Source organism: Extensimonas perlucida, assembly GCF_007655255.1.
GTDB lineage: Bacteria > Pseudomonadota > Gammaproteobacteria > Burkholderiales > Burkholderiaceae_C > Extensimonas > Extensimonas perlucida.
The window spans coordinates 14,374-36,266 of record NZ_VMYE01000025.1; the positions used below are offsets into that span (position 1 = coordinate 14,374).

General features: G+C 65.3%; 24 protein-coding genes. 21 read left to right on the forward strand and 3 right to left on the reverse strand.

Annotated features, from left to right (window positions below; all coding sequences use genetic code 11):
• Positions 1–105 precede the first annotated feature (105 nt).
• The 3 genes from FK527_RS15275 to FK527_RS15285 all read right to left on the reverse strand — a co-directional run bounded on the left by FK527_RS15275 (position 106) and on the right by FK527_RS15285 (position 3,736).
• Complete coding sequence (locus tag FK527_RS15275) at positions 106–1,959, reverse strand: tyrosine-type recombinase/integrase (protein ID WP_144735326.1); 1,854 nt, start codon at positions 1,957–1,959, stop codon at positions 106–108.
• A 419-nt stretch (positions 1,960–2,378) separates the two neighbouring features.
• A complete protein-coding gene (locus FK527_RS15280) occupies positions 2,379–3,083 on the reverse strand; it encodes a hypothetical protein (protein ID WP_029578165.1) in 705 nt (234 codons plus the stop codon).
• Positions 3,080–3,736: a hypothetical protein gene (locus FK527_RS15285; RefSeq protein ID WP_029578164.1), complete on the reverse strand. Its 657-nt coding sequence runs from the start codon at positions 3,734–3,736 to the stop codon at positions 3,080–3,082. Before FK527_RS15285 ends, FK527_RS15280 begins: the two co-directional genes overlap by 4 nt.
• A 515-nt stretch (positions 3,737–4,251) precedes the next feature.
• Between FK527_RS15285 and FK527_RS15290 the strand changes: the two genes are divergently transcribed.
• From FK527_RS15290 to FK527_RS15395, 21 genes are all read left to right on the forward strand, one after another.
• Entirely contained in the window at positions 4,252–5,013 is a 762-nt protein-coding gene (locus FK527_RS15290; RefSeq protein ID WP_144735328.1) for a hypothetical protein, read from the forward strand.
• Positions 5,014–5,123: 110 nt separating this feature from the next.
• Positions 5,124–5,342 carry an AlpA family transcriptional regulator gene (locus FK527_RS15295; RefSeq protein WP_032963682.1) on the forward strand — a complete coding sequence of 73 codons (219 nt, stop codon included), beginning with the start codon at positions 5,124–5,126 and terminating at the stop codon, positions 5,340–5,342.
• Positions 5,343–5,383: 41 nt separating this feature from the next.
• Positions 5,384–6,250: a ParA family protein gene (locus tag FK527_RS15300; protein ID WP_024889635.1), complete on the forward strand. Its 867-nt coding sequence runs from the start codon at positions 5,384–5,386 to the stop codon at positions 6,248–6,250.
• The gene (locus FK527_RS15305; RefSeq protein WP_029578162.1) at positions 6,234–6,482 is read left to right on the forward strand and encodes a hypothetical protein; all 249 of its coding nucleotides are present in this window, start codon (positions 6,234–6,236) and stop codon (positions 6,480–6,482) included. Before FK527_RS15300 ends, FK527_RS15305 begins: the two co-directional genes overlap by 17 nt.
• Complete coding sequence (locus FK527_RS15310) at positions 6,475–8,118, forward strand: ParB family protein (RefSeq protein ID WP_144735330.1); 1,644 nt, start codon at positions 6,475–6,477, stop codon at positions 8,116–8,118. The genes FK527_RS15305 and FK527_RS15310 overlap by 8 nt, the downstream gene beginning before the upstream one ends.
• A gap of 17 nt (positions 8,119–8,135) precedes the next feature.
• Positions 8,136–8,696 carry a DUF2857 domain-containing protein gene (locus tag FK527_RS15315; protein ID WP_144735332.1) on the forward strand — a complete coding sequence of 187 codons (561 nt, stop codon included), beginning with the start codon at positions 8,136–8,138 and terminating at the stop codon, positions 8,694–8,696.
• Positions 8,697–8,699: 3 nt separating this feature from the next.
• Positions 8,700–9,884 carry an STY4528 family pathogenicity island replication protein gene (locus FK527_RS15320; RefSeq protein ID WP_144735334.1) on the forward strand — a complete coding sequence of 395 codons (1,185 nt, stop codon included), beginning with the start codon at positions 8,700–8,702 and terminating at the stop codon, positions 9,882–9,884.
• A 237-nt stretch (positions 9,885–10,121) separates the two neighbouring features.
• Entirely contained in the window at positions 10,122–10,874 is a 753-nt protein-coding gene (locus tag FK527_RS15325) for an OST-HTH/LOTUS domain-containing protein (protein WP_144735336.1), read from the forward strand.
• Between the two features lie 189 nt (positions 10,875–11,063).
• Positions 11,064–11,843 carry a PFL_4669 family integrating conjugative element protein gene (locus tag FK527_RS15330; RefSeq protein WP_144735338.1) on the forward strand — a complete coding sequence of 260 codons (780 nt, stop codon included), beginning with the start codon at positions 11,064–11,066 and terminating at the stop codon, positions 11,841–11,843.
• Positions 11,840–12,391: a DUF3158 family protein gene (locus FK527_RS15335; protein WP_124175341.1), complete on the forward strand. Its 552-nt coding sequence runs from the start codon at positions 11,840–11,842 to the stop codon at positions 12,389–12,391. Before FK527_RS15330 ends, FK527_RS15335 begins: the two co-directional genes overlap by 4 nt.
• Positions 12,388–12,837, forward strand: coding sequence for a single-stranded DNA-binding protein (locus FK527_RS15340; protein ID WP_144735340.1), 450 nt, complete (start codon positions 12,388–12,390; stop codon positions 12,835–12,837). The genes FK527_RS15335 and FK527_RS15340 overlap by 4 nt, the downstream gene beginning before the upstream one ends.
• A 279-nt stretch (positions 12,838–13,116) precedes the next feature.
• Positions 13,117–15,159: a DNA topoisomerase III gene (locus FK527_RS15345; protein WP_144735342.1), complete on the forward strand. Its 2,043-nt coding sequence runs from the start codon at positions 13,117–13,119 to the stop codon at positions 15,157–15,159.
• A 799-nt stretch (positions 15,160–15,958) separates the two neighbouring features.
• Positions 15,959–16,195 (forward strand): hypothetical protein, encoded by a 237-nt coding sequence (locus FK527_RS15355; RefSeq protein WP_144735344.1) that lies wholly within the window; start codon positions 15,959–15,961, stop codon positions 16,193–16,195.
• A gap of 25 nt (positions 16,196–16,220) precedes the next feature.
• A complete protein-coding gene (locus FK527_RS15360) occupies positions 16,221–16,613 on the forward strand; it encodes a hypothetical protein (protein WP_003141051.1) in 393 nt (130 codons plus the stop codon).
• A gap of 249 nt (positions 16,614–16,862) precedes the next feature.
• Positions 16,863–17,579: a DUF5983 family protein gene (locus FK527_RS15365; RefSeq protein ID WP_144735346.1), complete on the forward strand. Its 717-nt coding sequence runs from the start codon at positions 16,863–16,865 to the stop codon at positions 17,577–17,579.
• A gap of 291 nt (positions 17,580–17,870) precedes the next feature.
• The gene (locus FK527_RS15370) at positions 17,871–18,668 is read left to right on the forward strand and encodes a GTPase (protein WP_144735348.1); all 798 of its coding nucleotides are present in this window, start codon (positions 17,871–17,873) and stop codon (positions 18,666–18,668) included.
• 66 nt (positions 18,669–18,734) lie between these two features.
• Positions 18,735–19,100: a DUF3085 domain-containing protein gene (locus FK527_RS15375; protein WP_144735350.1), complete on the forward strand. Its 366-nt coding sequence runs from the start codon at positions 18,735–18,737 to the stop codon at positions 19,098–19,100.
• A gap of 344 nt (positions 19,101–19,444) precedes the next feature.
• Positions 19,445–19,996, forward strand: a complete 552-nt coding sequence (locus FK527_RS15380; RefSeq protein ID WP_144735352.1) for an STY4534 family ICE replication protein — start codon at positions 19,445–19,447, stop codon at positions 19,994–19,996.
• Positions 19,997–20,051: 55 nt separating this feature from the next.
• On the forward strand, positions 20,052–20,663 hold the full coding sequence (locus FK527_RS15385) for a DUF3275 family protein (RefSeq protein ID WP_033990364.1): 612 nt from the start codon (positions 20,052–20,054) through the stop codon (positions 20,661–20,663).
• Positions 20,664–20,752: 89 nt separating this feature from the next.
• A complete protein-coding gene (locus tag FK527_RS15390) occupies positions 20,753–21,118 on the forward strand; it encodes a hypothetical protein (RefSeq protein ID WP_003141031.1) in 366 nt (121 codons plus the stop codon).
• Positions 21,119–21,202: 84 nt separating this feature from the next.
• A complete protein-coding gene (locus tag FK527_RS15395; RefSeq protein WP_144735354.1) occupies positions 21,203–21,853 on the forward strand; it encodes a hypothetical protein in 651 nt (216 codons plus the stop codon).
• Positions 21,854–21,893: the final 40 nt, after the last annotated feature.

The window sequence follows — 21,893 nt, forward strand, 5'->3', positions numbered from 1 at the left end:
ACCGGCTGAGGCGACCGTCGGCTCATGGCCGGCTGCCGTCGCTAATCATGATCACCGATCTTCCTGTTCAGATCGATGGACCGGTCCAATGAACTGAAATACGCACTAGGCGACCCCGACTCGCGGCGCGGTCCATTCGCTTTCCTTCACGGCTGTGCTCACTGCCATGACGAGCTTGTCGAGATTGCTGGCAGTCACACCCTCCAGTGCCGAACGCCCCCGCAGCATCGAGCGCGGTTGCAGCAGTGCATGGTAGATCTGCCAAGGGTCCGCACCCCTGGTCAGCTTCAGGACGGACTGGATCAGCTCGTGCTTGAGTGGGTCGAGGTGCCAGTCCGGCACGCGCTGGCCGCGGTTGCCTACGTTCAACGCCAGCAAGTTACCCGCCTTGATCTCGTAGCTGATCCACCTGCGGGACTTGCCCGCCATCTTGGCAAACGCCGCGACGGGAAGGTTGTGCGGCGCTTCGAAGACATCGAACAGCTCCATCCTCTCGCGCTGAATGTCCGAAGGCACCAGCGGCGCGGCCGATCGAGGGGGCGGAACCGCCGGCAGCCGATGTGCGGCGGCAGAAACCAACGGCATGGCGTCACCCGCCTTCGTCACGAGCAGGATTGGCGAAGCGGCAACCGGCGTGGAGGGTGCGCTTGCGGTTTGCTCACTCGGGAATGCGGGCACGCCTTCCAGATGCACGGTGAGCGGCATGCTGGCCGCCTCGACCTGGTTCTGCTCGAAGAGGTCGAGCCGATCGGCCCAGTCCTGCATCATGCGGCGACGCTGCTCCACGTACTCGGCATGGTTGTAGGTCGCGCTGACCTTGTTGGGATCGACATGCGAGAGCTGTGCATCCACCCAGACCTTCGGGTAGCCGATCTCGTTGAGCGCAGTGGACATCGTGCCGCGGATACCGTGCCCGGTCAGGCGTTCCTGATAGCCCATGCGCTTGAGCGCACCATTGAGCGTGTTCTCGCTGATGCGCTTCTTCAAGTCGCTGTCGTGCCGGAACAGGTGGCGCTGGGCCGGCTTGAACTCATCCAGCAGGTGCCGGACGATCTCCATGGCCTGAATCGACAGCGGCACGATGTAGGGCGGGATGTCCTTCGGCTGCTGCCGCTTCTTGCGCATATCCAACTGGAGTTGCTTCACGACGTCGGGCGGGATGATCCACAGCCCCCGGTCCAGATCGAATTGATCCGGCATCGCCTGTCGCAGCTCGCCGGTTCGCACGCCGGTCAGCAGCAATAGCCGCAGCCCGAGCTGGGTCTGCCGCCTGCCGCGATAGCTGCGCAGCCGCTGCAACAGCTTTGGCAGCTCGGCCATGCGCAGGAACGGGTTGTGGTTGACGGGTGGCAGCGGCAGCGCCACCACATCGAGATCGGAGGCGGGGTTCTGCTCCAGGCCCGGCACGATCACCAGCGCGTAGCGGAACAGTTGGTTGAACCACGTCCTGACTTTCTCGGCAACGGAGAGCGCCTTGCGCTTCTCGATCTTGGCGATCACCTCCAAGAGGTCGGGACGCTTGATCTCATAGACCGACCGCTTGCCCAAGGTCGGCAGCACATCCTTGTCGAAGATGCGCGGAAGGATCGAGAGGGTCGTCTGCCGGCCTTCCTTGAGGCTGAGCCCGCGATGCTTGAGCCACTTGCGATACACCGCCTCGAAGGTGTTTTCGTCGGCGAGCCGGACAGCGGTGCGCTTCTGCTTGCGGTGAACGCGAGGATTGGTGCCTTTGGCCAGCAGGGCGCGCGCTTCGTCGCGCAGGCTGCGGGCCTCGCGAAGCGTCACCTCCGGGTAGGTGCCGAGCGACATCCGCTTCTGCTTGCCCGCCCAGTAGTAGCGGAAGTGCCAAGTCCTGCCCCCTGAAGCCGTGACGGCCAGGGAGAGGCCATCCAGGTCAGGGAGGGTGTATGCCTTGCCAGTTGCCTTGGCCTGTCGAACGGCCAGGTCTGAGAGTGCCATGCTCTTGCTCCTGAACATGAGTCAGGAACCAGATGCTGGTCACGTCGACCTCGCCCCTCCATCAACAATCCGGAATCAGCCGCGCCCGCAAAAATGGACTTGTTTGTGGACTTAAAAGTCCCGGCTGTAGGCGGATCGCAATGGACCACGGCAGAACATCAAAGAGAGGAAAAGTCTTTGTGCGGCAAGGACTTGCAGACTCTCTTGGACTTCTGCGGAAGTCCGCAGATTGATGCAGTGGAGCGGGCGATGGGAACATCACGCCGCACTCAACCCGTTGATTGATAACGGGTTTCTTCCGTGAGCGCCACGGAATTAGACCAGATTATGTACCAGCCCCACCTGCCCGGCAACCCGGGATCGTCTGCCATCGCCCAGCAACGTCCATGCACAGCCACCAGGCTCATGTCCAGATGCGCCTATAGGCCGAGACTGTGCTTCGCTGCGCCGAAGTTTGGGGCGTACTCCACACCAACGTCCTCTAGATCGGCAGCGATTTCATCTTGAAGACGTCGGGTGTTCGGCGCGAAATACTCCTTCGTATTCGACGAGGCGAACACGATCGGCGCCACCAGCCCTGCGGAGCGAAGCTGGCCAGCCGCCTCGATATAGGCTTCGACGATCACGCAATCCTTCATTGATTCTTTACCCAGTCGGGCGGGAGCACGAGGTTCGTTGACTCGCTTGAACGCACGGCTGGCGACCCCATCGTTGTGCGGCACCACGCTGGCAACGTCCCGCCACCTGTTCAGCACTGTCCTGGCCCGCGCGACGTGTCCCTCAAGGTGGTCCAGCGGCAACATTCCCTGGGCACCGTAGGCCAAGGCCACTTCATGGATACGTTGAGCTTGTGCCCGGAACCTTGCCAAAGCGTTTCGAGCCTCTACCTCGACGCCAGCGACATGAGCAGCAAGCTCGATGGTCACCTGTTCTGCCATCAGAACAATCAGATCGGAGCCGGCCTCGGCTGCCGCAAGCAAGGCAAGCCCGGCGCTGGCATCGTGTGCTACCGCTGTTTCGCGCGTGATGTCACGGATGACGTCAAGGACGGTGCATGTATCCACGCACAACACTGGCGCGTTTAAAGCAACCAAGTCGTCAATGACTGAAGTATTCAGGCTCATGTATGCGACTGGTCATACTGTTCAAGCAGTCCGAGTGCGAATTCATAGTCGATGGCCAAGTCCTGCGCCCGCCCTGCGGACCAGGCCTCCACCTCGACAAGCCACCGTGCCAATTGGTCACTATCCAGTCGTTTCGATGCACGGTGCGCGGCAATCAGGAACGCGTACCAGCGCTCCTTGTCCATGGGATGGGCCGCACCTGTGGACTTATTGGCGAGCCGCGAAAAGCGCCGCAGGGCTGCTGCCGGTTCGGCATCCAGCCAATCATCAAGAGTCTGGTTGGGAGAGGTCAGTTCGACGCCGAAACCGCCGGCCCGGGACGCCGGTTCCGCGACTTGGGCGACGAAGTCGCGAAGAATCGCGTTGTACTTGTCAATACCAAGCTCACCGACGTTTCGCGGCACAATATTGGAAACCTTGTAGCCATCAGGCTCTTGCCACAGCACCAGAGCCGATTCATCGACGTCGTCGAATGCAGATCGTACAAGCACGATCACATCGTCGTCGCCCATGTGTTGCTTGAGGTCTTCTTCCCGCTCAGCGTCGTGACGCCAAGAGCCACCCACCTGCGCGAGGATGCCACTGCGCATTGCGGTTGCTGTCTTGCCCCTGAGGTGAAGATGCTGGAAGACCGTGATCGGCTTTTCTGTCATTTCGGTTGCCCGCAATAGAACTGTTGATGTTCTGAAACTTGTCGGTAAATCGATGGCATTCGCCTGTCATTCTTTCTTGATCTGAACGAAGACCCGTGCCGTCTGGCTCGAAGCCTCATCGTTGCCCGTCGAGACGGCGTCGCCGCGCCTGGTGCCACCCGAACCGCGTCTGCTGAAAGACCCTCGGCGTCTGACATGCGGGTGATGCCCAGACTTGAAAGCACGTAGACCGAATGCGTCTTTCGCCGCGATGGCATCTGTAGCAAAACCTCACCACCAAGCCTCCCCGCCTCGGGCGAGAAACATCTTGAAGCATACCGCCACGCAGAGGCTCGGTGTTGGTGGACAAGGTGCCACATCGACTGGTTGCTGGGGTGAGCATTGCAGCCATTCGCCGTCACTACAACCTTTCCACAAGCCAAGTCGCCACCGCTCCGCGCCGCGAAGGTGTGGATGGCGTCGACCAGACCACGAGAAAAGCCGATGTCCTGAACCCGTTCACCAGGGAGTAGCCCATGAGAAAGTCATCTTCTTCCGGCGCCCAAGCCAAGGTCTTCTATCGTCCGATCGAGGCGGCCATCCAGTGGGCGGGACTGTCACGCTTCGAGCGCCGTATCCTTGATATTGCCGAAGGGATGAACAGGCTGCCGGAGCACGCTGCGCTGGCGCGCTGGCCACAGCTTCGCCTGAACGCGGAACGGATCTACGACGCACTGGTGCATCTCGACCTTCCCTACGGCAAGGATGGCCTCACGAGCAACGATCCCGCCTTGCTCGATGATCCTGGCCTCACGATCCGCCACGTCGATCTGAAGGCATGGATGATCCGTTTCTATCCCGACCAGCGACCGGCCTTCCTGTTCGATGCCTTCGAGCGTCACCTGCATCCGGCCGTCAGTGTCGATGCCGTGCAGGCACTGGTCATGGATCGCGAGGCGTTGAAGCTCCAGCTTGCCGACAAGGTGCAAGCCTGGGACGCGCTCTATGAGCAGTTCCAGACGCTCAGCCAGGAGCACCAGGCGCGCACGGAGCGCGAGAAGCGGTCCGGGACGCCGGGCGCCCGCAGTGAATCCACCTACCTGAACATCGTTGGCGGTCTTCTGACCCTGCTGTTGGGCAAGTCACCCAATGGCGTTCCCTATTCGTCTTTCGAGACGCTGGAATCGGTCATCAATGCGCTGGTTGCCCATTACGGCGACAAATCCGGAATCAGCGAGCGAACGCTGTGGGCGAAGTTTTCGGCAGCCAAGCGTCATCTCGCTACCCAGGACCGCTGACTGCAAGTGCAGACGGCGTGTCTGCACTTGCGGTGACCGCGCGGGAACCGCGCTATTGAATACGGGGCACTTCCATCACCGCCGCTACACAGCGCCAAGGAGTGTCCCTCGTGACTGCCCAGACCATCGCCACCGCGACGCCGAACGATCACCGCATCCTGCGCCGCGCGGAAGTCGAGGCCAAGACCGGCTTCAAACGCGCCCACATCTACAACCTGATCAAGGAGGGCAAGTTTCCTAAGCCCCTGCGCCTCGGGGTACGCGCCATCGGATGGGATTCGGTGGAGATCGATCAGTGGATCACCGATCGACTCAGGGAGCGGGCGTGAGCCCGCGCCCCCCCGGAATCCCTTCCACGAGGAGTCGCACCATGCAGGTGGTATCCATCATTTCGACCAAGGGTGGCGTCGGCAAGACGACCACCGCAGCGAACCTGGGCGGCTTCATCGCCGATGCGGGACTGCGCGTGCTGCTGCTGGACCTGGACGTACAGCCCACCTTGTCGAGCTACTTCACGCTCGGCACGCATGCGCCTGCCGGCATCTATGAGATGCTGGCCTTCAATGAGCAGCGTATCGAGCAATTGGCTTCGCAGACCGCTGTGGCGGGTCTCGACCTGGTGGTGTCGAACGACCATCGCGGCGAACTGAACACACTGCTGCTGCACGCACCCGACGGTCGGCTACGCCTGCGTCACCTGCTCCCCGCGCTGGCGTCGCACTACGACCTGCTGCTGATCGATACCCAGGGAGCGCGCAGTGTGCTGCTGGAAATGGCGGTACTGGCCTCCAGTCTGGCGCTGTCACCGGTGACGCCGGAAATCCTGGCGGCGCGTGAGCTGAGGCGCGGCACGCTGCAACTGATCGAGGACATCGCTCCGTATCGGCACCTCGGCATCGAGCCGCCACCGCTGCGCTTGCTCATCAACCGTGTGCATCCGGTTTCGTCGAACGCCCGACTGATCCAGCAGGCCCTGCGACAAGTGTTCCAGGCGCACGCTGGCATACAGGTCCTGAGCACCGACGTCCCGGCCATTGAAGCCTACCCACGTGCCGCAACACGGGGGCTGCCAGTGCATCGCGTCGAATACCGGCAACCAGTGGGCCGTACTGCGCCTGCGGCGTTGGAGACGATGCGTGCGCTGGCTGGCGAGCTGTTCCCGGCATGGCGGGAGCGCTTTGCATGCGTTACCGGCAGAGGCCGCGCAGGAGGAGCCAGTCATGGCGATCGGGCATGAACTGGCCCGCGGCCATGCGCGGCTACGCGCGCTGATCGAGTTCGCGCTGGGCGAAGGTTGGCACGTGAAACGCACGCGCGGCGGGCACCTGATGTTCACCAAGCCCGGCTGCGCCGCGATCTATACCAGCTCGACTGCGAGCGATCACCGCGCCAGCCGCAACGCACGCGCGCAGCTTCGCCGCGCCGATCGACAGGCACTGACGGCATCTCGGGAGAGCAGCGATGGCTGATCCGACGCCGCAGGACATGGCCACCAAGCTGCTGGCCAAGGGCTTCGAACGCAACGGTCCTTCGGCCGCGGCGTTGACCGACCCCATCGCCGACACACCGATGGTGGTGACGCTGGACGAGCTGCGCCCCTATGAACATGACCCACGCGTGACGCGCAACCCGGCCTACGAGGAAATCAAGACCTCGATCCGCGAGCGCGGGCTGGACGCACCGCCTGCGATCACGCGCCGGCCGGGCGAGGCGCACTACATCATCAGGAACGGTGGCAATACGCGGCTGGCGATCCTGCGCGAATTGTGGAGCGAAACCAAGGAAGAACGCTTTTTCCGCATCGCGTGCCTGTTCCGCCCGTGGCCGGCGCGCGGCGAAATCGTGGCGCTGACCGGGCATCTGGCCGAGAACGAGCTGCGTGGCGGGCTGACCTTCATCGAGCGGGCGTTGGGCATCGAGAAGGCGCGCGAGTTCTACGAGCAGGAAAGCGGCCAGGCACTGTCGCAGAGCGAACTCGCGCGGCGGCTGACTGCCGACGGTTATCCGGTGCCGCAGTCGCACATCAGCCGCATGAACGATGCGGTGCGCTACCTGCTGCCGGCGATCCCGACGCTGTTGTACGGCGGACTGGGCCGGCATCAGGTGGACCGGCTCGCGGTGCTGCGCAAGGCGTGCGAGCGCACCTGGGAGCGGCGTGCGCTGGGCCGGCCGCTGACCGTGGACTTCGCTTCGCTGTTTCAGGATGTGCTGTCGCAGTTCGACACGCGGCCGGAGGGCTTCTCGCCCCAGCGCGTGCAGGACGAACTGGTGGGTCAGATGGCCGAGCTGCTGGAAGCGGACTACGACACGCTGGCATTGGAGGTCGATGACAGCGAAAGCCGTCAGCGAGCATTGACCAGCGAGCCGGTCGCGCCGAACCCGGCAACGCCTGTCGCACCTGCGGCGCCAGCCATCACGCCGCAACTGCCGCCCGCGGCGCCAACGCCACGGGACACCTCGCCCGTCGCGCCACCGGCAGAGACACCCTCGGCACCACCTGCCGCTGCACCAAACGCCCGGGACGGGCAGCGCGACGAGCGCCTGCAGGGGCACATCGTGACGCCGGCCCCGACCACCGAGCGCCTGCAGTCCATCCAGCGGATGGTCGCGGATCAGCTCGGCGACAAGCTACCCGACTTTGAGGCAGATGCGCTGCGTGCGATCCCGGTGCAGGTTGGCGGGCTCTTTCCCATCTCGGATGTCTGGTACATCGAGCCGGGCCTGGACGTGCCGGATCGCCTGCGTGTGCACATCGCGCAGTTCGCGCGCGAAATCGGCGAGGAAGCGGCGGTCGCCGACCACATCGAGGCCAGCGTCGGCGGCATCGGCTTCGTCTGCGCGGCGCCGGTTGTGGGCCAGGCGAAGGCGCTGCCGGCGTTCGCGCGGGCGGTGCTGACCCTGCTGCATGTGCTGAGTGCGGCGCCGCCCTCCGCGAACGGAGTGGACCGCGCGCGGCTGGCCGACGAGCTGGCTGCGCTGCTGCATGGCCATGGCGGCTCGGCTACACGCCTGAGCGATGCTGCGCTGGTGAAGCTGTTCCGTCTGCTGCGCCTGGCGCGCCGGCTGCTGGATCTGGAAGCCGGCGTAGCGAGCCAGGATTCCTGAGCGCAGGAGGCTTCCGCATGTCGGCACCGCACCCACTCAACCAAGCCGTGATCGCTCAGGCCCTGCATGACTTGCGCAACGGCCAGTTGCGCCGCTGCAAGGCCATGGGCTTCGGCGAGGAAGAGCTGGATGCGCTGAAGCACCCCGAACTCGTGAGCATGCTGGTGAATGCCACGGTATCGTGGTGTTCGGTGTCGGTGAACCGGGATGTGTTGAAGCGGCTGCTGAGCCAGATGCACGACGTGGAGCGGGAGATCGCCACGGTGGACCGCATGCTGCGCCTGGGAGCGAGCACGGAGATGGTCAGCAAGTTCTACGGCCTCACGCATCAGGAAGTGGCGCTGCGCCGCGACATCCTTGGGCTGCCCAAGCGCAAGGGCCGGCATCCGGTGCTCGACGAGGCACAGGACGTGATCTTGTGGGAGCGCTGGAAGGCCGGCGTCACCGAGCGCCATATCGCCCTGTCCGACGACATGGCGATGCTGGCGCTGACCATGGACCTGGCCGAGGCGTTGAGCCTGCCGATGTCGGTGGTGTGGGCGGCGATACGGAACTGGATCGACCAGGGGCTGGTGTAGGCCATGACCACGGGCGGCGCACCACGGCGCGAAGGCCCCGTTGCGCTGTCCGCGCTCTTCGACGAGGCCCTGCAGCACCTGCAGCCAGCGCAGGGAACGGCGCCGGCCGCCGACGGTTTCCTCTACAGCGGCAACCGCCATGAGAGCGTGCCGCGCAGGCTGTTCCTCGACCGGCGCCTGACGCCGCTGGAGCGCAACGCCTGGCAGGTGTTCCGCCTGCAGCTCAACGACGACGGCGTGACCGCCTTTCCCACCTACGACCAATTGCGCCCTTACTTGGCCTCAATGCCCTGCGCGGCACAAGCCTCGCACGAGACCGTGGCGCGCGCCCTGACGCTGTTGCGGCTGACACGCTGGCTGAGCCTGGTGCGACGACGGCGCGACCCGAAGACCGGCCGCATTCAAGGCAACCTCTACGTGCTGCACGACGAACCGCTGTCGCCCTTCGAGGCGATGCAGCTCGATGCCGACTACCTCGGCCTGGTCAGTCAGGCGCTGACCCATGCCGCCAAGGCGGTGCAGGTCGTGGGCATGAACACGCTGCGGGAGATCGCCGAAGACCCGCTGCTCAGCGGGCGCACGCTGCCGACCCGCCTGCAGGTGCTCGCGCAGCGCATGGCGCGGCATGGATGGACGACGCTAGGTTATCCACAGGAGGGTGCGGACCACGAATCCGAAGAAGGCCAGAAAGCCCTTCTTCGGAATGCTGCGCGCCCGTCTTCGGAATCCGAAGCAGGGCCGAAACCCGCGCCGGACGGCTCTCTTCGGATTCCAAAGGAGGACCGTATAGTACGTAATGATCGTATAAATGAAGTACGTACAGTACCGCGCGCGAGGGCCTTGCAGAACCTGCGGCTGCCCGAGCGTTTCCTGCGCTTGAAGGACGAGCAGCAGGCCGGCGCGCTGGTGGCGCTGCAGCAGGTGGACGAGGCGCAGAGGCAGGCTGTTCTCGACGAGTGGGTGGCACGCTGCCACAACAGCGCGGTACGCAACCCGGCCGGCTACCTGTTTGGCATCATCCAGAAGGCACTGCGCGGGGAGTTCAAGGCCTGGGCCGGAGAAAGTGCATCGGCACCGCCAGCGCCCCCGCCACCTGCGCCATCGTCACCGCCGGTATCCCGTGCGGCTGACCCCGAGGTGGCACGTGCCTACCTGGCGCAGCTCCGAGAAGCCTTGCGTGATCGCTGAGTTGACTATCCCCAGGGGATAGCTGGAACAGACATCTTTCCGCAGCGCTCGATTGTCGCCCGCCGAATGACAGGCGAAACTGTCGCCTGTGAATCAGACGAGGACAGCCACGCACGAGCCCGGCCGACGATGGACATGACGACCTCCCCCGCCACAAACGCACTGCAACCACTACAGCGAGACGTTCAGCGCTTGCTGGGCAGATGCCTGTTGCGCCTTCAACAATACGAGCGCCTCATGAAAGCCATCGTGGCCCACCACGAGATTTCAGGCCCGGCGCATTCGCTGGAGGCCATTCGCGCAGCGCGGATTGAAGATGCCGCGACCAAGACCCTGGGCACGTTGGTCGGACAACTGTTTGGTTCGTATGTCGTCACCGATGGAAATGGCGGCGAGGAACGCGACGACGATCTTCCCGGCGATGTGATTTCCTTTCGCACGCGCGTGCAACTGAGCCTGTCTGCGCAGGACTACGCCAAGACCCAGGCCGACCTCAAAGACCTGGTATCGCTGCGCAACACCCTGGTGCACCACTTCATCGACCAGCACGATCTATGGACCGTGGACGGGTGCCGCACCGCACAGGACGAACTCGGTTCCGCCTACACACGCATCGATCAACACTTCGAGCAGTTGCGCGGCTGGGCCGAGCACATGGATCAGGCGCGGCGCCTGGCAGCGGAGTTCGTCCAGTCGGATGTGTTCCACGACCTGGTGGTCAATGGCATCGCGCCGGACGGCACGGTGGACTGGCCGGCCGCCGGCATCGTCCGCGCGCTGCGCGAGGCCGCCGCGCAGTTGGCCGTCGAGGGCTGGACACCGATTGCCGCTGCTGGCCGCTGGATCGCGGGCCGGCATCCAGAGCAGCTTCCAGCCAAGTACGGCTGCAGCAGTTGGCGTCAGGTGGTGCACGAGTGCCGCCTGTTCGAGCTTCGCTACCGTGAGGTGGAGGGCCAACGGGCCGCCTGGTACAGACCTCGCGAGGCATAGGCCCACAACGCGGCCCCAAGTTCGCGCGAGTCGCGAACAAGTCCGCCGCGCTATCCCCAGGGGATAGGCAGCACCCACAGCCTTCCGCGCGGAACAAACCGGGCGCGCATGGGCTGCGGTTTGTTGACTGACGGTCTTCCGGCTGGTGCCGATGCTGGCGACTCGTTCCCTTACCGCGAGTCGTCACTCATGGCCAATGAACCCCTGCAATTGAATCTCGGGGCGCTGCGTAGCGCGATGTCGCTGACGCTGCACACGCACCACGCCTCCCGCATCTGGCATGGCCGCGCACCGTCAGAAGGACGCGCCGGCATCATCGGCCTCAACGGCTTCATCAGCGTGATGAACAAGATGAAGCGCGGCGCCGAGCAAGACGACCCGTACTCGGACTGGTGGATGCTTCGGGTCGAAGACAAGCTCGCCGACACCAAGACCCGCCTGCAGACCCTGCGCGAACAGGTGGTCCAGGCCCTCGCCGATGTACCTGCGGCGTTGTCGCTGGGCGAGAACATGAACGTGCAACCGGTCAAGCTGCCGCTGTTCGTCAATGCGCAGCTCGGTTTCATGGCGGTGTACCTGCTGGCCGATTACGACGACCTGGCGCGAAAGCTGATCCTCGCCCACCACACCGCGCTGATCGACCGCAGCACCATGGAGCGCTGGCTCAACGATGGCGCGCACGCGCTGCGCAGCCTGTTCTCACTGGCCCAGCAGTACCGCTACTCGGGCACGACGCGCGACGACTTCGCGGCGAAGAACGCCGCGGCGCGAGCGGCGCTGGAGAAGTTCGGCGAGCTGCCGCAGGACGTGCTGGAAGGCACGCGCCGTTCGCGCTTTGCACCACCCATCGCGCGCCGCACAGGCGCGCCTGGCACACCGGCTGCTGAACCGGCCGCTGATGCTGCTGCTCCGGCCACCAAGGATCGCGCAGCCGATGCCGCGTTGGATGATGAGGATGCCAGCACATGACGGCATCGACCCCGACCAGCCGACCAGTACGCTTCACGTCGCTGGAACAGGCGGACTTCCAACGTCTGGAACACGCCGGCTACCTAAAAGGCCTTTTACAGCCCTTTAAAGGTAAGGGAAGTCTGGAGACTTGGGCCAACCAGTGCATGGCACTGCGCGACGACTTGATCGCCCTGGCGCAGCGGCGCGTGCTGCAACAGGCTCGGGCCTATCCCTTCTCGCTGCTCGATGTCCAACTGGCCCAGCAGACCACTGGCGCAGGCACGACTTTCCTGCGTTGGCGCAACCATGATCGTTCCTTGATGGGCGTGGCGCTGTGGGAGTCGCTGCTCGACCGCCCGGCGACGCCGGCCTCGCTGATCGACGACCTGTACGCGATGGAACTGCAACGCATCGCGCTGAACATGCAGATCAGCCTCCTTCACACGCTGGGCCGCCAAGCCCAGGAGTGCGCCAGCAAGGCCGCGCAGGCCGAAGCGGCTTACCTGCGGCGCGCCCACGGGCATGCCGCGTCCGTTCCATCCACCACCCCCAAGGAGTCACCATGAGCACGCACTTCGTCGGCGAGGGCAACATCGGTTCTGCACCGGACTACCGCGAATTTCCGAACGGCAACGACGAGCCGCACCGGCTGCTGCGCCTGAACGTCTACTTCGACAACCCGATCCCGAAGAAGGACGGCGAGTTCGAGGACCGCGGCGGCTTCTGGGCGCCCGTGGAGCTGTGGCACCGCGACGCCGACCACTGGAAAGACCTGTACCAGAAAGGTATGCGCGTGCTGGTGGAAGGCCGTACGGTGAAGGACGAATGGGAGGACGCTGACGACAATGAGCGCACGACCTTCAAGATCGAGGCCCGCCGCATTGGCATCTTGCCGTACCGCATCCAGGCCGTGACCCTCAGCGCCAGGACGCTGGAACCCGAGGCCGCAGTACCGCCGACGAAGGAAACCAAGGGGACGAAGGCGCCGAAGGAAACCAAGGCCAAGGGCTGACTCCCCGCAGGGGGCGGCTGTAGCAACCGTCAGACGCCCGCCATGCACCAGCTATCCCCAGGGGATAGCGCCAGGGTGGTCCACCGGTTTCCAGCCGTCCTTCCGAAACGACGCCCCCGTTGCGCCAGCCGTTGCGGTAGCGCGCATGCCGCTGCGGCAACGCATCGCCTGCCGATCACAAAGCGGTGTCTGCACCAATCAGCTTCCTTGCTGCCGGCATCCGCTGGCCCGGCCAAGCTGGGGCCATCCGATGAACCGTACACTTTTCGAGGAGGCTTCATGCGCGTGTTCCTGTGCGAGAAGCCGTCCCAGGGAAAGGACATCGCCCGTGTGCTGGGCGCCGGCCAACGCGGCAACGGCTGCTACAGCGGTGCCGGTGTCGTCGTGACCTGGTGCATCGGTCATCTGGTGGAGGCGGTTCCGCCCGAAGGCTACGGCGAGCAGTACAAGCGCTGGGCCATCGAACAACTGCCCATTCTTCCCGAGCGCTGGCGTGTCGAGCCCAAGGCGGCGACCGCGGCGCAGTTCAAGGTCGTGCAGCAGCTCGTCGCCAAGGCAGGCGAGCTGGTGATCGCGACTGACGCCGACCGCGAAGGCGAGATGATTGCCCGCGAAATCATCGATCTGTGTGGCTACCGCGGGCCGGTTCAGCGCCTGTGGCTATCGGCGCTCAACGATGCGTCGATCCGCAAAGCGCTGGGTGCGCTCAAGCCGTCCGCCGAGACGCTGCCGCTGTATTTCTCCGCACTCGCCCGATCGCGTGCCGACTGGCTGATCGGGATAAACCTGAGTCGGCTGTTCACACTGCTGGGTCGCCAGGCCGGCTACAACGGCGTGCTATCGGTGGGCCGCGTACAGACGCCGACGCTCAAGTTGGTGGTGGACCGGGATCGCGAAATTGTGCGCTTCGTCTCGGTGCCGTTCTGGGCCATCGAGGTCGCACTCTCGCATGCAGGCCAGACCTTTGTCGCAAGCTGGACACCGCCGCAGGGTAGCACCGACGAAGCCGGCCGTTGCCTGCAGCAGCCTCTGGCGCAGCAGGCGGCGGAACGCCTGCGCGCGGTCGGCACCGCCCAGGTGCTGTCGGTGGAGACCGAGCGCGTGCGCGAAGGCCCGCCGCTGCCGTTCGACCTCGGCACCTTGCAGGAAGTATGTTCCAAGCAGTTGGGCCTCGACGTGCAGGAGACGCTGGACATTGCCCAGGCGCTGTACGAGACGCACAAGGCGACGACGTATCCGCGCTCGGATTCGGGCTACCTGCCCGAGAGCATGCTGGCCGAGGTGCCGGCCGTGCTCGACAGCCTGGTCAAGACCGATCCCGGCCTGCGGCCGTTGATCTACCGCCTGGACCGGCAGCAGCGTTCGCGAGCGTGGAACGACGGCAAGGTCACGGCGCATCACGGCATCATCCCCACGCTGGAGCCGGCCAATCTCTCGGCGATGACCGACAAGGAGTTGGCCGTCTACCGGCTGATCCGCGCCCACTACCTCGCGCAGTTCCTGCCGCATCACGAGTTTGACCGGACGGTGGCGCAGCTCACGTGCGGCGGGCAGTCGCTGGTGGCGGTCGGCAAGCAGATCGCGACGGCCGGATGGCGCCAGGTGCTGGCGGCGCCGGAGCCCGAGGACGGTGACGGCGAGGACGCACAGCGCGGCCAGGCGCTGCCGGCGCTACGTGCTGGTGCAGCCTGCCAGGTCGGCCAGGTCGAACTGAAGGCATTGAAGACGCTGCCGCCCAAGCCCTACACGCAGGGCGAACTGGTCAAGGCCATGAAGGGCGTCGCCAAGCTCGTGACGGACCCGCGCCTGAAGCAGAAGCTGAAGGACACCACGGGCATCGGCACCGAGGCGACGCGCGCCAACATCATCAGCGGGCTGCTGGCCCGCGGCTACCTCTTGAAGAAAGGCCGCGCCATCCGCGCATCGGATGCGGCCTTCACGTTGATCGACGCCGTGCCGGCGGCCATTGCCGACCCCGGGACCACGGCGGTGTGGGAGCAGGCACTGGACATGATCGAGGCCGGCCAGATGACGCTGGACACCTTCATTGCCAAGCAATCGAGCTGGGTCGCCCAACTCGTGCAGCAGTACCGCGGCGCAACGCTCGTCATCAAGCTGCCGCCCGCGCCGAACTGCCCGCAATGCGGCGCCCCGATGCGCCCGCGTAGCGGCAAGAGCGGCACGTTCTGGTCGTGCAGCCGCTACCCGGACTGCAAGGGCACGCAGCCGGTCGAAAACGCCGCGGCAGGCAAGCACGGCCCGTCCAACCGTACTTCCGGCCGCACATCCGGCCCACCGCGTCGGCGCCCCAAGGCGAACTGACGCCCACGTCTCCCTCTGCCACGCTGGCTGCTGCCGACGGCGGGCAAACCTCCCGCGCCCCGCGGGACTCCCCAGCGCGCGTTCCCTTCTGCAACGGTGTGCGCGTCCTGCACAGGCCAATCACGGCTTGCAGGGCGAGAAGGTCATTGCTCCGTCGAATCGCGCTCGCCGCGGTTCCGTTGATCGAGGTGTTTCCGTCCATCCACGAACGGTCTCCTGACGCCTTGGCCCGCAAGGCTGCGAGGTGCCAGGAGACCGCTTGCGGTCGACGGTATTCGGTGCCGGAGCCCGCCGGCGGAACAACGGGTTCCCTTTGTGTGTGGATACACGCCAGAGGATGCCGGCCCCAGCCACGAAACGGGCCGGGTGAGATTGCTGACGCAGCGAATGGCTTTGACGACGGCCTGGCCTGCTTGCAGCCCACAGGTGGATTGATTCCTCTCCAGCCGAAGCCTTGCGGGGCTTCGGCGCCTTTGTCGTGGGCGGAAGGATCGTGCACTGCTGCTGCCGGCAGTGCTCGGGCCAAACCGGACGGCGCGCGGTTCCGTTTGATCGGCGACGGCGCGGTGCCGCGCTTCCATCCTTCCCGCGTGTGTCGCTGACGGTCGTCAGCACCATGCCCTGGCAGCCTCGGTCCTCAAGGCTGCAACGCGGTTCGCCGCGTTGACCGATCCAGTCCGCTCCGCACCGCCCACCGCGGACGCTCGCCGGCCTGGCGACGATGCACTTTTCTCAACCACCCGAGGGGAACCCCATCCCCTGCGGGATGCGTGCTCCCCGACCCACCAAGGAGCACGGCATGTCTGAACCTTCCGCATCTTCCTCTGCAACCGCAGTGCGCAGTGGTGCGCTGGCGCTGACCTGGACCGGCAAGCGTTTGCCGCTACAGGTGCTGCGCAGCGCGGCCGGCCACTACATCGGCACACAAGACGACGAAGGCCCGGTATCGCGGGAGTCCGTCGAGTATTTCCCGACCCACCTCGCAGCACAGCGCGCCCTGGATACCCGTGCCTGGACACAGCGCGCTCACCCCTGATTCCCACCCTTCAAGGAGTTCTCTCATGAATCTGTCTTTACCCGAAGACGTGCTCGATCAGATGGCGCTGGAACAGGCGCACTTCGACGCTGCACCGCAGGCCTTCTTCGAGGCCTGGAAGCGCGGCGCGCAGATCGCCGGCCACGAGTGGTTCGGCGACGGCACACGCGAAGGTCTGCAGCGTGCCACCACCAAGTGGGATCTGCGGCCCAACATGCTAATGCTCAACGACGCCCTGGGCGTGCTGAGCAGCGGTCAACGCATGTTCCTGTCCGCGATGGTGAGCTTCTACAACTCCCGCGAGGGCGGCGCGATGCTCAAGCGTTGCGGCTTCGAGGGGCTGTCCGACTTCGGCGGCCTCGATCTGGAACGGCGCCAGGTCATCGCCGACCTCACGCTGCACTACAACGGCTGGTGAGCCGCGCCTGGCAACCCACGGTCCTTTCATCCCACCCCACGAGGGACATGCGTCCCCGTTCGGGGCCATGTCCCTCCTTCTTTTCGCAGGAGCGGCCATGTCCCGAATCAGCATCTTCCACTGACCTGCACCGCGCCCACCAGGGCGGCCCGACGCCGCGGCCGGCTGACCGGCTGCCACTTCATCCACTCGCTGGGGTTCAATCCCCGGCAGGGGATTGCCTCGGCCATCCTCTGCTGGAGGAATCCCATGTCCCATTCCGAAAACCCCTTCGTCCGCGGCTACGATGGCCTGTCCGTGCAGCGGCTGCTGGCGATTTCCTACGACGACGACTGCCCACTGAGCTATCTGCCGCTGCACGTCTCGCAGTCGCACCTGCCGGACAGCCAGGTCGAGCGCCATGCCTGCGTCTTCTGCGACGACTTCGCGCTGATCACCGAGGGCCAGAACGTGCCGCCCGAGCTGGACGCACAGTGCCCCAGCCATGGCATCGCCCGAAACCTCGTCTACGCCGTCATGGCCGAAGAAGCCGGCCAACCGCTGCACGTCGCCGATACCTACTCCGAGGAAGCCGCGCGCGAGGTGGTGCGGCGCCTGCGCTTCGAGACCGGGTTCTACAGCCGTGCTTGGGAAATCAGTTCGGCGCACATCACCGAGGAGGCCGGCCGCTTCCTCGCCGAACTGGCGGACATCGCCACGCCGAGCAGTTTTTTGTTCGTGGCCTTCCGCATTCCCTACAGCCCGGCGGTCGGCGTGAAGCTGATCGCCACGCCCTGGACGGATGCGAACCTGCAGCATGTCGAGGGCATCACCGACGAAGAGCTGCGGCAGGAGCACCGGGCCAAGGGCGTGCCGGAGTCCCTCGTGGAAGTGTTGCACCTGGCTGCGCTCGCTGACGTTCGCATGTTGGTGTTCGATGCCGACGCGCCCGTGCTGGACGGGCTGACGCTCTACGACGACGAGTAACCCGCAACCCATTCGAGCCCCCACGTCGGGGCTCTTCTTTTTCGCGGAACGCGGTGCCGGCGCATTGCCGATTCCCAACGGACGGCCGCCGCCATGTGCCGCACGCTGGCCGCATGTTCGCTGGCGTTGCCGGCAGCATGCCCAGGCAGTCGAGACCTTCGAGACTGCGGCGCGGTTCGCCGTGCTGGTCGTTTCTTTCGCCGGACGCATACCGCGTCCATCCACCTCACCCTCAAGGGACAGACCTCCCTTGCGGGCGGGAGTCCCTTGGTTGCCACAAGGAGTCTCCCCATGGATACCCAAGCCATCCGTGCACAGATGCCAACGCTCGTCGTCGGTCACGTGCCTTCCAACGTCCGTTCGTTCAAGTTCAACATCTTCGACGGCCAGCCCAAGGTTTCGACGCTGGGCTTTCACATCGACCCGAAGCCTTTCGAGGGCAAGGTCATCGCCACCACCGACGAGGCCATCGTCGTCAAGACGGCACGGGCCGAGTTCGCGGTGCTCGATCGCACGCTCGTGACCGAGGTGCCCGACGAGGGCGCCAAGGTGCAGGTCGAACCCTATGTCAGACGCCGCTTCGACGGTCAGCGGGCGGACACGCCCGAGGAGCAAACCGAGTTCACCGCCGACGGCCAGCCCTACACGGTGAAGCGGTTCGTGCTCGGGTCCGCACCGGCGAAGCTGCCGATCCCCGAGCCGCGCTGCCCCGAGCTGCAGGAACTGATCGTCCAACTGGAGCAGTTGCCCGCTCCCGACGGTTTCCGGCGCGTCACCCACATGCTGGTGGATGCCGGTGCGCGGGACATCACCTGGGTCGATCCGCTGCCCGCCGACATCATCCGCACGCCGCCGGCCATCGGCTTCACCGTCGCCACGATGAAGTTCCAGGGTCGCGTCACCGTGCTGTATGAGCGTGGCCTCGACCTCTACGCGGTGGAGCTGCATCGCGCCGGCGAGCTGGTCGAACGGGTCGATGAGGTGTTCTTCGACATCCTCGGCGAGACGCTGGAACGGCTGATCGACGACGGGAGCTGGAGACGCATCCGCGTGCAGTGCCTGTCGGGTCGCAAGGCTGTCCGGCACTGACCTCCCAGCAGCTTCCCGCCTTCGCGGCGGGAAGCCTCTCTTCCTGCCTCCCGGGAGATCACACCCATGACTGTTCGATTCAAAGGCACGGAGCTGCGGCCCGTGCTCGCCGAAGCGGTGGCGAATCAGTGCCGCGTCATCCTGGTCAAGGATCACGGCGTGTACTTCCTGGCCGAGCGCGGCGAGCGCCGACCCGATGGTCGCCAGAAGACCATCGCCTATGCCGCCGGCTTCAACCCGGATGTCGATGCGTTCGATGACTGGTGGGAGCTGGCGCGCGCCGAGTTCGGCGGCGACGACTTCGGCGAGTTCTTCGATCCGCAGGAGGGCGTGTTTGCGCGCATCCTGCACAGCGAGGACGACTTCGACGTGTCCGCCACCGCGACACACCTGTCGCTGCAGGCGGTTCCTTCCACGCCCAGCGGCAACTGACCGCCCACCCCTGGCCCCCGCTCCGGGGGCCTCTTTCTTCCCGGCAATGCGGACAGCCGCGAGTGCCGATTGCCGCTCGCCTGCGCACCGTCCCGGCGCCACGCTTCCGGCCATGTTCCGCTGACATCCGTCAGCGACATGCCCAGGCAGCCACGATCTTCAAGGCTGCGACGCGGTTCCGGCCGCGTTGATCACTCCAGTTCGCACCGGCATCCATGCGCGAACGGCCATCGGTTCTCGATGGCGATGCCTCCAAGCTGTTCCATCAACCCACGCGGGGGTTCCACACCTTCCCCGCCTTGGGTCGGGTGTGTCTCCGCCTCATTGTTCCCAGGAGATTCACCATGACCACTTCCACCGAAAAATCCTACTTCGATCTGCACATCACCGGCCTCGGGTATCTCAATCGCATCCGCGAAGTGAAGCCCAAGAAAGGCGATGCGTTCCTGGCCTGCGACATCGCGGCTCTGAACGGTCCCAGCGATGACGTCTCGTATGTGCGTTTCGACACGCGCGTATCGGGATCGGAAGCGCAGCACCTGGTGCGCCGCTGCATTCAGGCGATCGACGCCGAGAAGAAGGTGATGATCGGCTTCCGCCTGGGCGACCTGTGGACCGACACCTTCACCTACTCCAAGGGCAAGCGTGCCGGCGAGCAGGGTGTGAGCCTCAAGGCCCGCCTGCTGTTCGTCAGTTGGATCAAGGTCGACGGCAAGCTCGTCTACAAGGCCGAGCCCAAGCCGACCGAGACCGACGAGCGCGAGCCGGAAGTCCCTGTGACGTCCGACGCGCCCGCTGCGCAGCAAGCCTCGGCACCGGAGCCTTCCAAGCCCGTCGCCGATGCTGCCGACGACGCTGCCGATGCCCCCGCATTGGCCGTTGCCGAGTCGTTCTGATCCGCAAGGCCCCATCCCCGGGGCCTTGTCTTCTCTTCGTCAGCAGGAGACCTTCATGATCACCATCCCCGGCCAACTGGCCATCAAGACCATCCACGGCCGCAACGGCGATTTCAACGTCGGCCGCCTGGCGACCTCCATCGGCGAGTTCGTCGTGAAGAACGCCGAACTCGATCAGTACCGCGAGGGCAAGTACGACGGTGATTTCGTCATCGTCGAGATTCGCCCCTCCACGTACAACGCCAACGGCCGCATGGTCATCGAGATCCGCGCCCATCTGGGCGGGATGACGCTGTCCAACATCGACGCCCTGAGCCGCGACGAAGCCCGCCGGCTGAGTCCGCAGGAAGTCGATCCGATCGACGAGGAGGCGCAGACGCCCGCGCCGGCATCGCCCCCGGCCAAGCCGAAGGCGAAGTCGCGCAGTCCGCGCGATCCCCTGGTCGATACCACGCCGTTCGGCAGCGAACCGGCTCCCGTGTCCGCTGCGGCCTCGGCCGAGGCAGACGACGCGGCGCTGTTCGGTGCCTTGTGGCCCCTGGGCGAGACCGTGAAGCTCGATGCGACCGTGGATCGTCGTGTGCTGCGTCAGCAGCGCGACCGTCTCGACAAGCTGGGCTACGAGTTCGCTCCGTTGTCCCAGGACTGGCACCTCAAAGCTGCCTGATCCATCCGCCGCCTTGCGCGGCATTCCGCCACCCGCCGGGGTTCTCCCCCGACGGGGAGGGCTCCGGCCATTTCTTCAAGGAGACCCTCATGGGCTGGACCTTTGTTCGTCAGACGCGCGATCAGTTGATCCGCGAGCTGCTCGCTCCGCAGGCGTCCGAACGCGCTTGCTGCGAAGTCATCGACCACACACTGGACGGCGACGTTCTGTGGACCGTGGTTCGCGTCACCGCCAGGCAGGCGGGCGTCATGGGCCTCGCGGCCGGTGAGTCCGTCTGCTACATCGGCTGCCATCTGCTGGAAAGCTCGGGCGGCGATTGGGGCTACAAGTCCCTCGATGAGTCCGTGCATCCGTACTACTACTCGTGCCCGCTGCGCTATCTCGACATGGCGCCGGTGCAAAGCTCCGAGTGGCGCGAGCGGGTTCACCGCTTCCACGCGGGGCGCGCTGCCTAGCGGCACGCATCTTCCTTCACCTAACCGGGGCGAGCACTGCCCCGCGGGCTGTGGTTGCTCCTTCTTTTCCAAGAGGACATCACCATGCCTGCACCTTCTTCCGCGAAACCGCTGTACCGCATCGACGAATGCCCCGATCTCATGGCCGACGGTTGCGTCGGTGACGAGCAGGGCAATCTCGTCTTTCTCTCGATCTGGGCGCGCGACACCGCCGTTCAGGAGTTCCTCGCCCGCCTGACCCTCGGCCGGGATGACCAGGGACTGGATCAGTTCCACGTCATCACCGAGCAGGGTGCATCCATCCCGGTCTTCGTCGGCAACGTCGAGAACCTGGAAAAGCGCATCACCCGCGCCTATCGGCGAACGCTGTTCGGTTCGCTGACGAATGTGTGGCTGTTCGATCGTCGCTGCGTGAAGCCAGACAAGGCCAACGCCAGCGCGCTGGCGCTTCTGCCCAGGGATTCCGCGCACCGGCTCGACCGGTTGTGGACGCTGGTGCAGGACACCTGCCCGCTGCCACTGCTCGACCACTGGCGCGACACCGTGCTGGACCTGTTGCAGACACGGCGGATGCTGACCGGTCTTCCCTTGGCCCTCGGGCCGCTGGAAGGCCATCGGCTGGCCCTCGATGTCCCGGCGCTGACGAAGGCGTTGGGCGACCTGATCCGCAACGGCACCCTCGGCGCCACGCAGTACGAACTGGCCGCGAACGCACCGCTTCGGCGCGTGGCGTGAGCCATCCCCACGGGCATGCGCGCCGCGCGTGCCCGCCTTC

Excerpts from the sequence above, each read along its gene's own strand:
- FK527_RS15275 (WP_144735326.1), bottom strand. The coding sequence starts at position 1,959 with ATGGCACTCTCAGACCTGGCCGTTCGACAGGCCAAGGCAACTGGCAAG.
- FK527_RS15280 (WP_029578165.1), bottom strand. The coding sequence starts at position 3,083 with ATGAGCCTGAATACTTCAGTCATTGACGACTTGGTTGCTTTAAACGCG.
- FK527_RS15285 (WP_029578164.1), bottom strand. The coding sequence starts at position 3,736 with ATGACAGAAAAGCCGATCACGGTCTTCCAGCATCTTCACCTCAGGGGC.
- FK527_RS15290 (WP_144735328.1), top strand. The coding sequence starts at position 4,252 with ATGAGAAAGTCATCTTCTTCCGGCGCCCAAGCCAAGGTCTTCTATCGT.
- FK527_RS15300 (WP_024889635.1), top strand. The coding sequence starts at position 5,384 with ATGCAGGTGGTATCCATCATTTCGACCAAGGGTGGCGTCGGCAAGACG.
- FK527_RS15305 (WP_029578162.1), top strand. The coding sequence starts at position 6,234 with ATGGCGATCGGGCATGAACTGGCCCGCGGCCATGCGCGGCTACGCGCG.
- FK527_RS15310 (WP_144735330.1), top strand. The coding sequence starts at position 6,475 with ATGGCTGATCCGACGCCGCAGGACATGGCCACCAAGCTGCTGGCCAAG.
- FK527_RS15315 (WP_144735332.1), top strand. The coding sequence starts at position 8,136 with ATGTCGGCACCGCACCCACTCAACCAAGCCGTGATCGCTCAGGCCCTG.
- FK527_RS15320 (WP_144735334.1), top strand. The coding sequence starts at position 8,700 with ATGACCACGGGCGGCGCACCACGGCGCGAAGGCCCCGTTGCGCTGTCC.
- FK527_RS15325 (WP_144735336.1), top strand. The coding sequence starts at position 10,122 with ATGAAAGCCATCGTGGCCCACCACGAGATTTCAGGCCCGGCGCATTCG.
- FK527_RS15330 (WP_144735338.1), top strand. The coding sequence starts at position 11,064 with ATGGCCAATGAACCCCTGCAATTGAATCTCGGGGCGCTGCGTAGCGCG.
- FK527_RS15335 (WP_124175341.1), top strand. The coding sequence starts at position 11,840 with ATGACGGCATCGACCCCGACCAGCCGACCAGTACGCTTCACGTCGCTG.
- FK527_RS15340 (WP_144735340.1), top strand. The coding sequence starts at position 12,388 with ATGAGCACGCACTTCGTCGGCGAGGGCAACATCGGTTCTGCACCGGAC.
- FK527_RS15345 (WP_144735342.1), top strand. The coding sequence starts at position 13,117 with ATGCGCGTGTTCCTGTGCGAGAAGCCGTCCCAGGGAAAGGACATCGCC.
- FK527_RS15355 (WP_144735344.1), top strand. The coding sequence starts at position 15,959 with ATGTCTGAACCTTCCGCATCTTCCTCTGCAACCGCAGTGCGCAGTGGT.
- FK527_RS15360 (WP_003141051.1), top strand. The coding sequence starts at position 16,221 with ATGAATCTGTCTTTACCCGAAGACGTGCTCGATCAGATGGCGCTGGAA.
- FK527_RS15365 (WP_144735346.1), top strand. The coding sequence starts at position 16,863 with ATGTCCCATTCCGAAAACCCCTTCGTCCGCGGCTACGATGGCCTGTCC.
- FK527_RS15370 (WP_144735348.1), top strand. The coding sequence starts at position 17,871 with ATGGATACCCAAGCCATCCGTGCACAGATGCCAACGCTCGTCGTCGGT.
- FK527_RS15375 (WP_144735350.1), top strand. The coding sequence starts at position 18,735 with ATGACTGTTCGATTCAAAGGCACGGAGCTGCGGCCCGTGCTCGCCGAA.
- FK527_RS15380 (WP_144735352.1), top strand. The coding sequence starts at position 19,445 with ATGACCACTTCCACCGAAAAATCCTACTTCGATCTGCACATCACCGGC.
- FK527_RS15385 (WP_033990364.1), top strand. The coding sequence starts at position 20,052 with ATGATCACCATCCCCGGCCAACTGGCCATCAAGACCATCCACGGCCGC.
- FK527_RS15390 (WP_003141031.1), top strand. The coding sequence starts at position 20,753 with ATGGGCTGGACCTTTGTTCGTCAGACGCGCGATCAGTTGATCCGCGAG.
- FK527_RS15395 (WP_144735354.1), top strand. The coding sequence starts at position 21,203 with ATGCCTGCACCTTCTTCCGCGAAACCGCTGTACCGCATCGACGAATGC.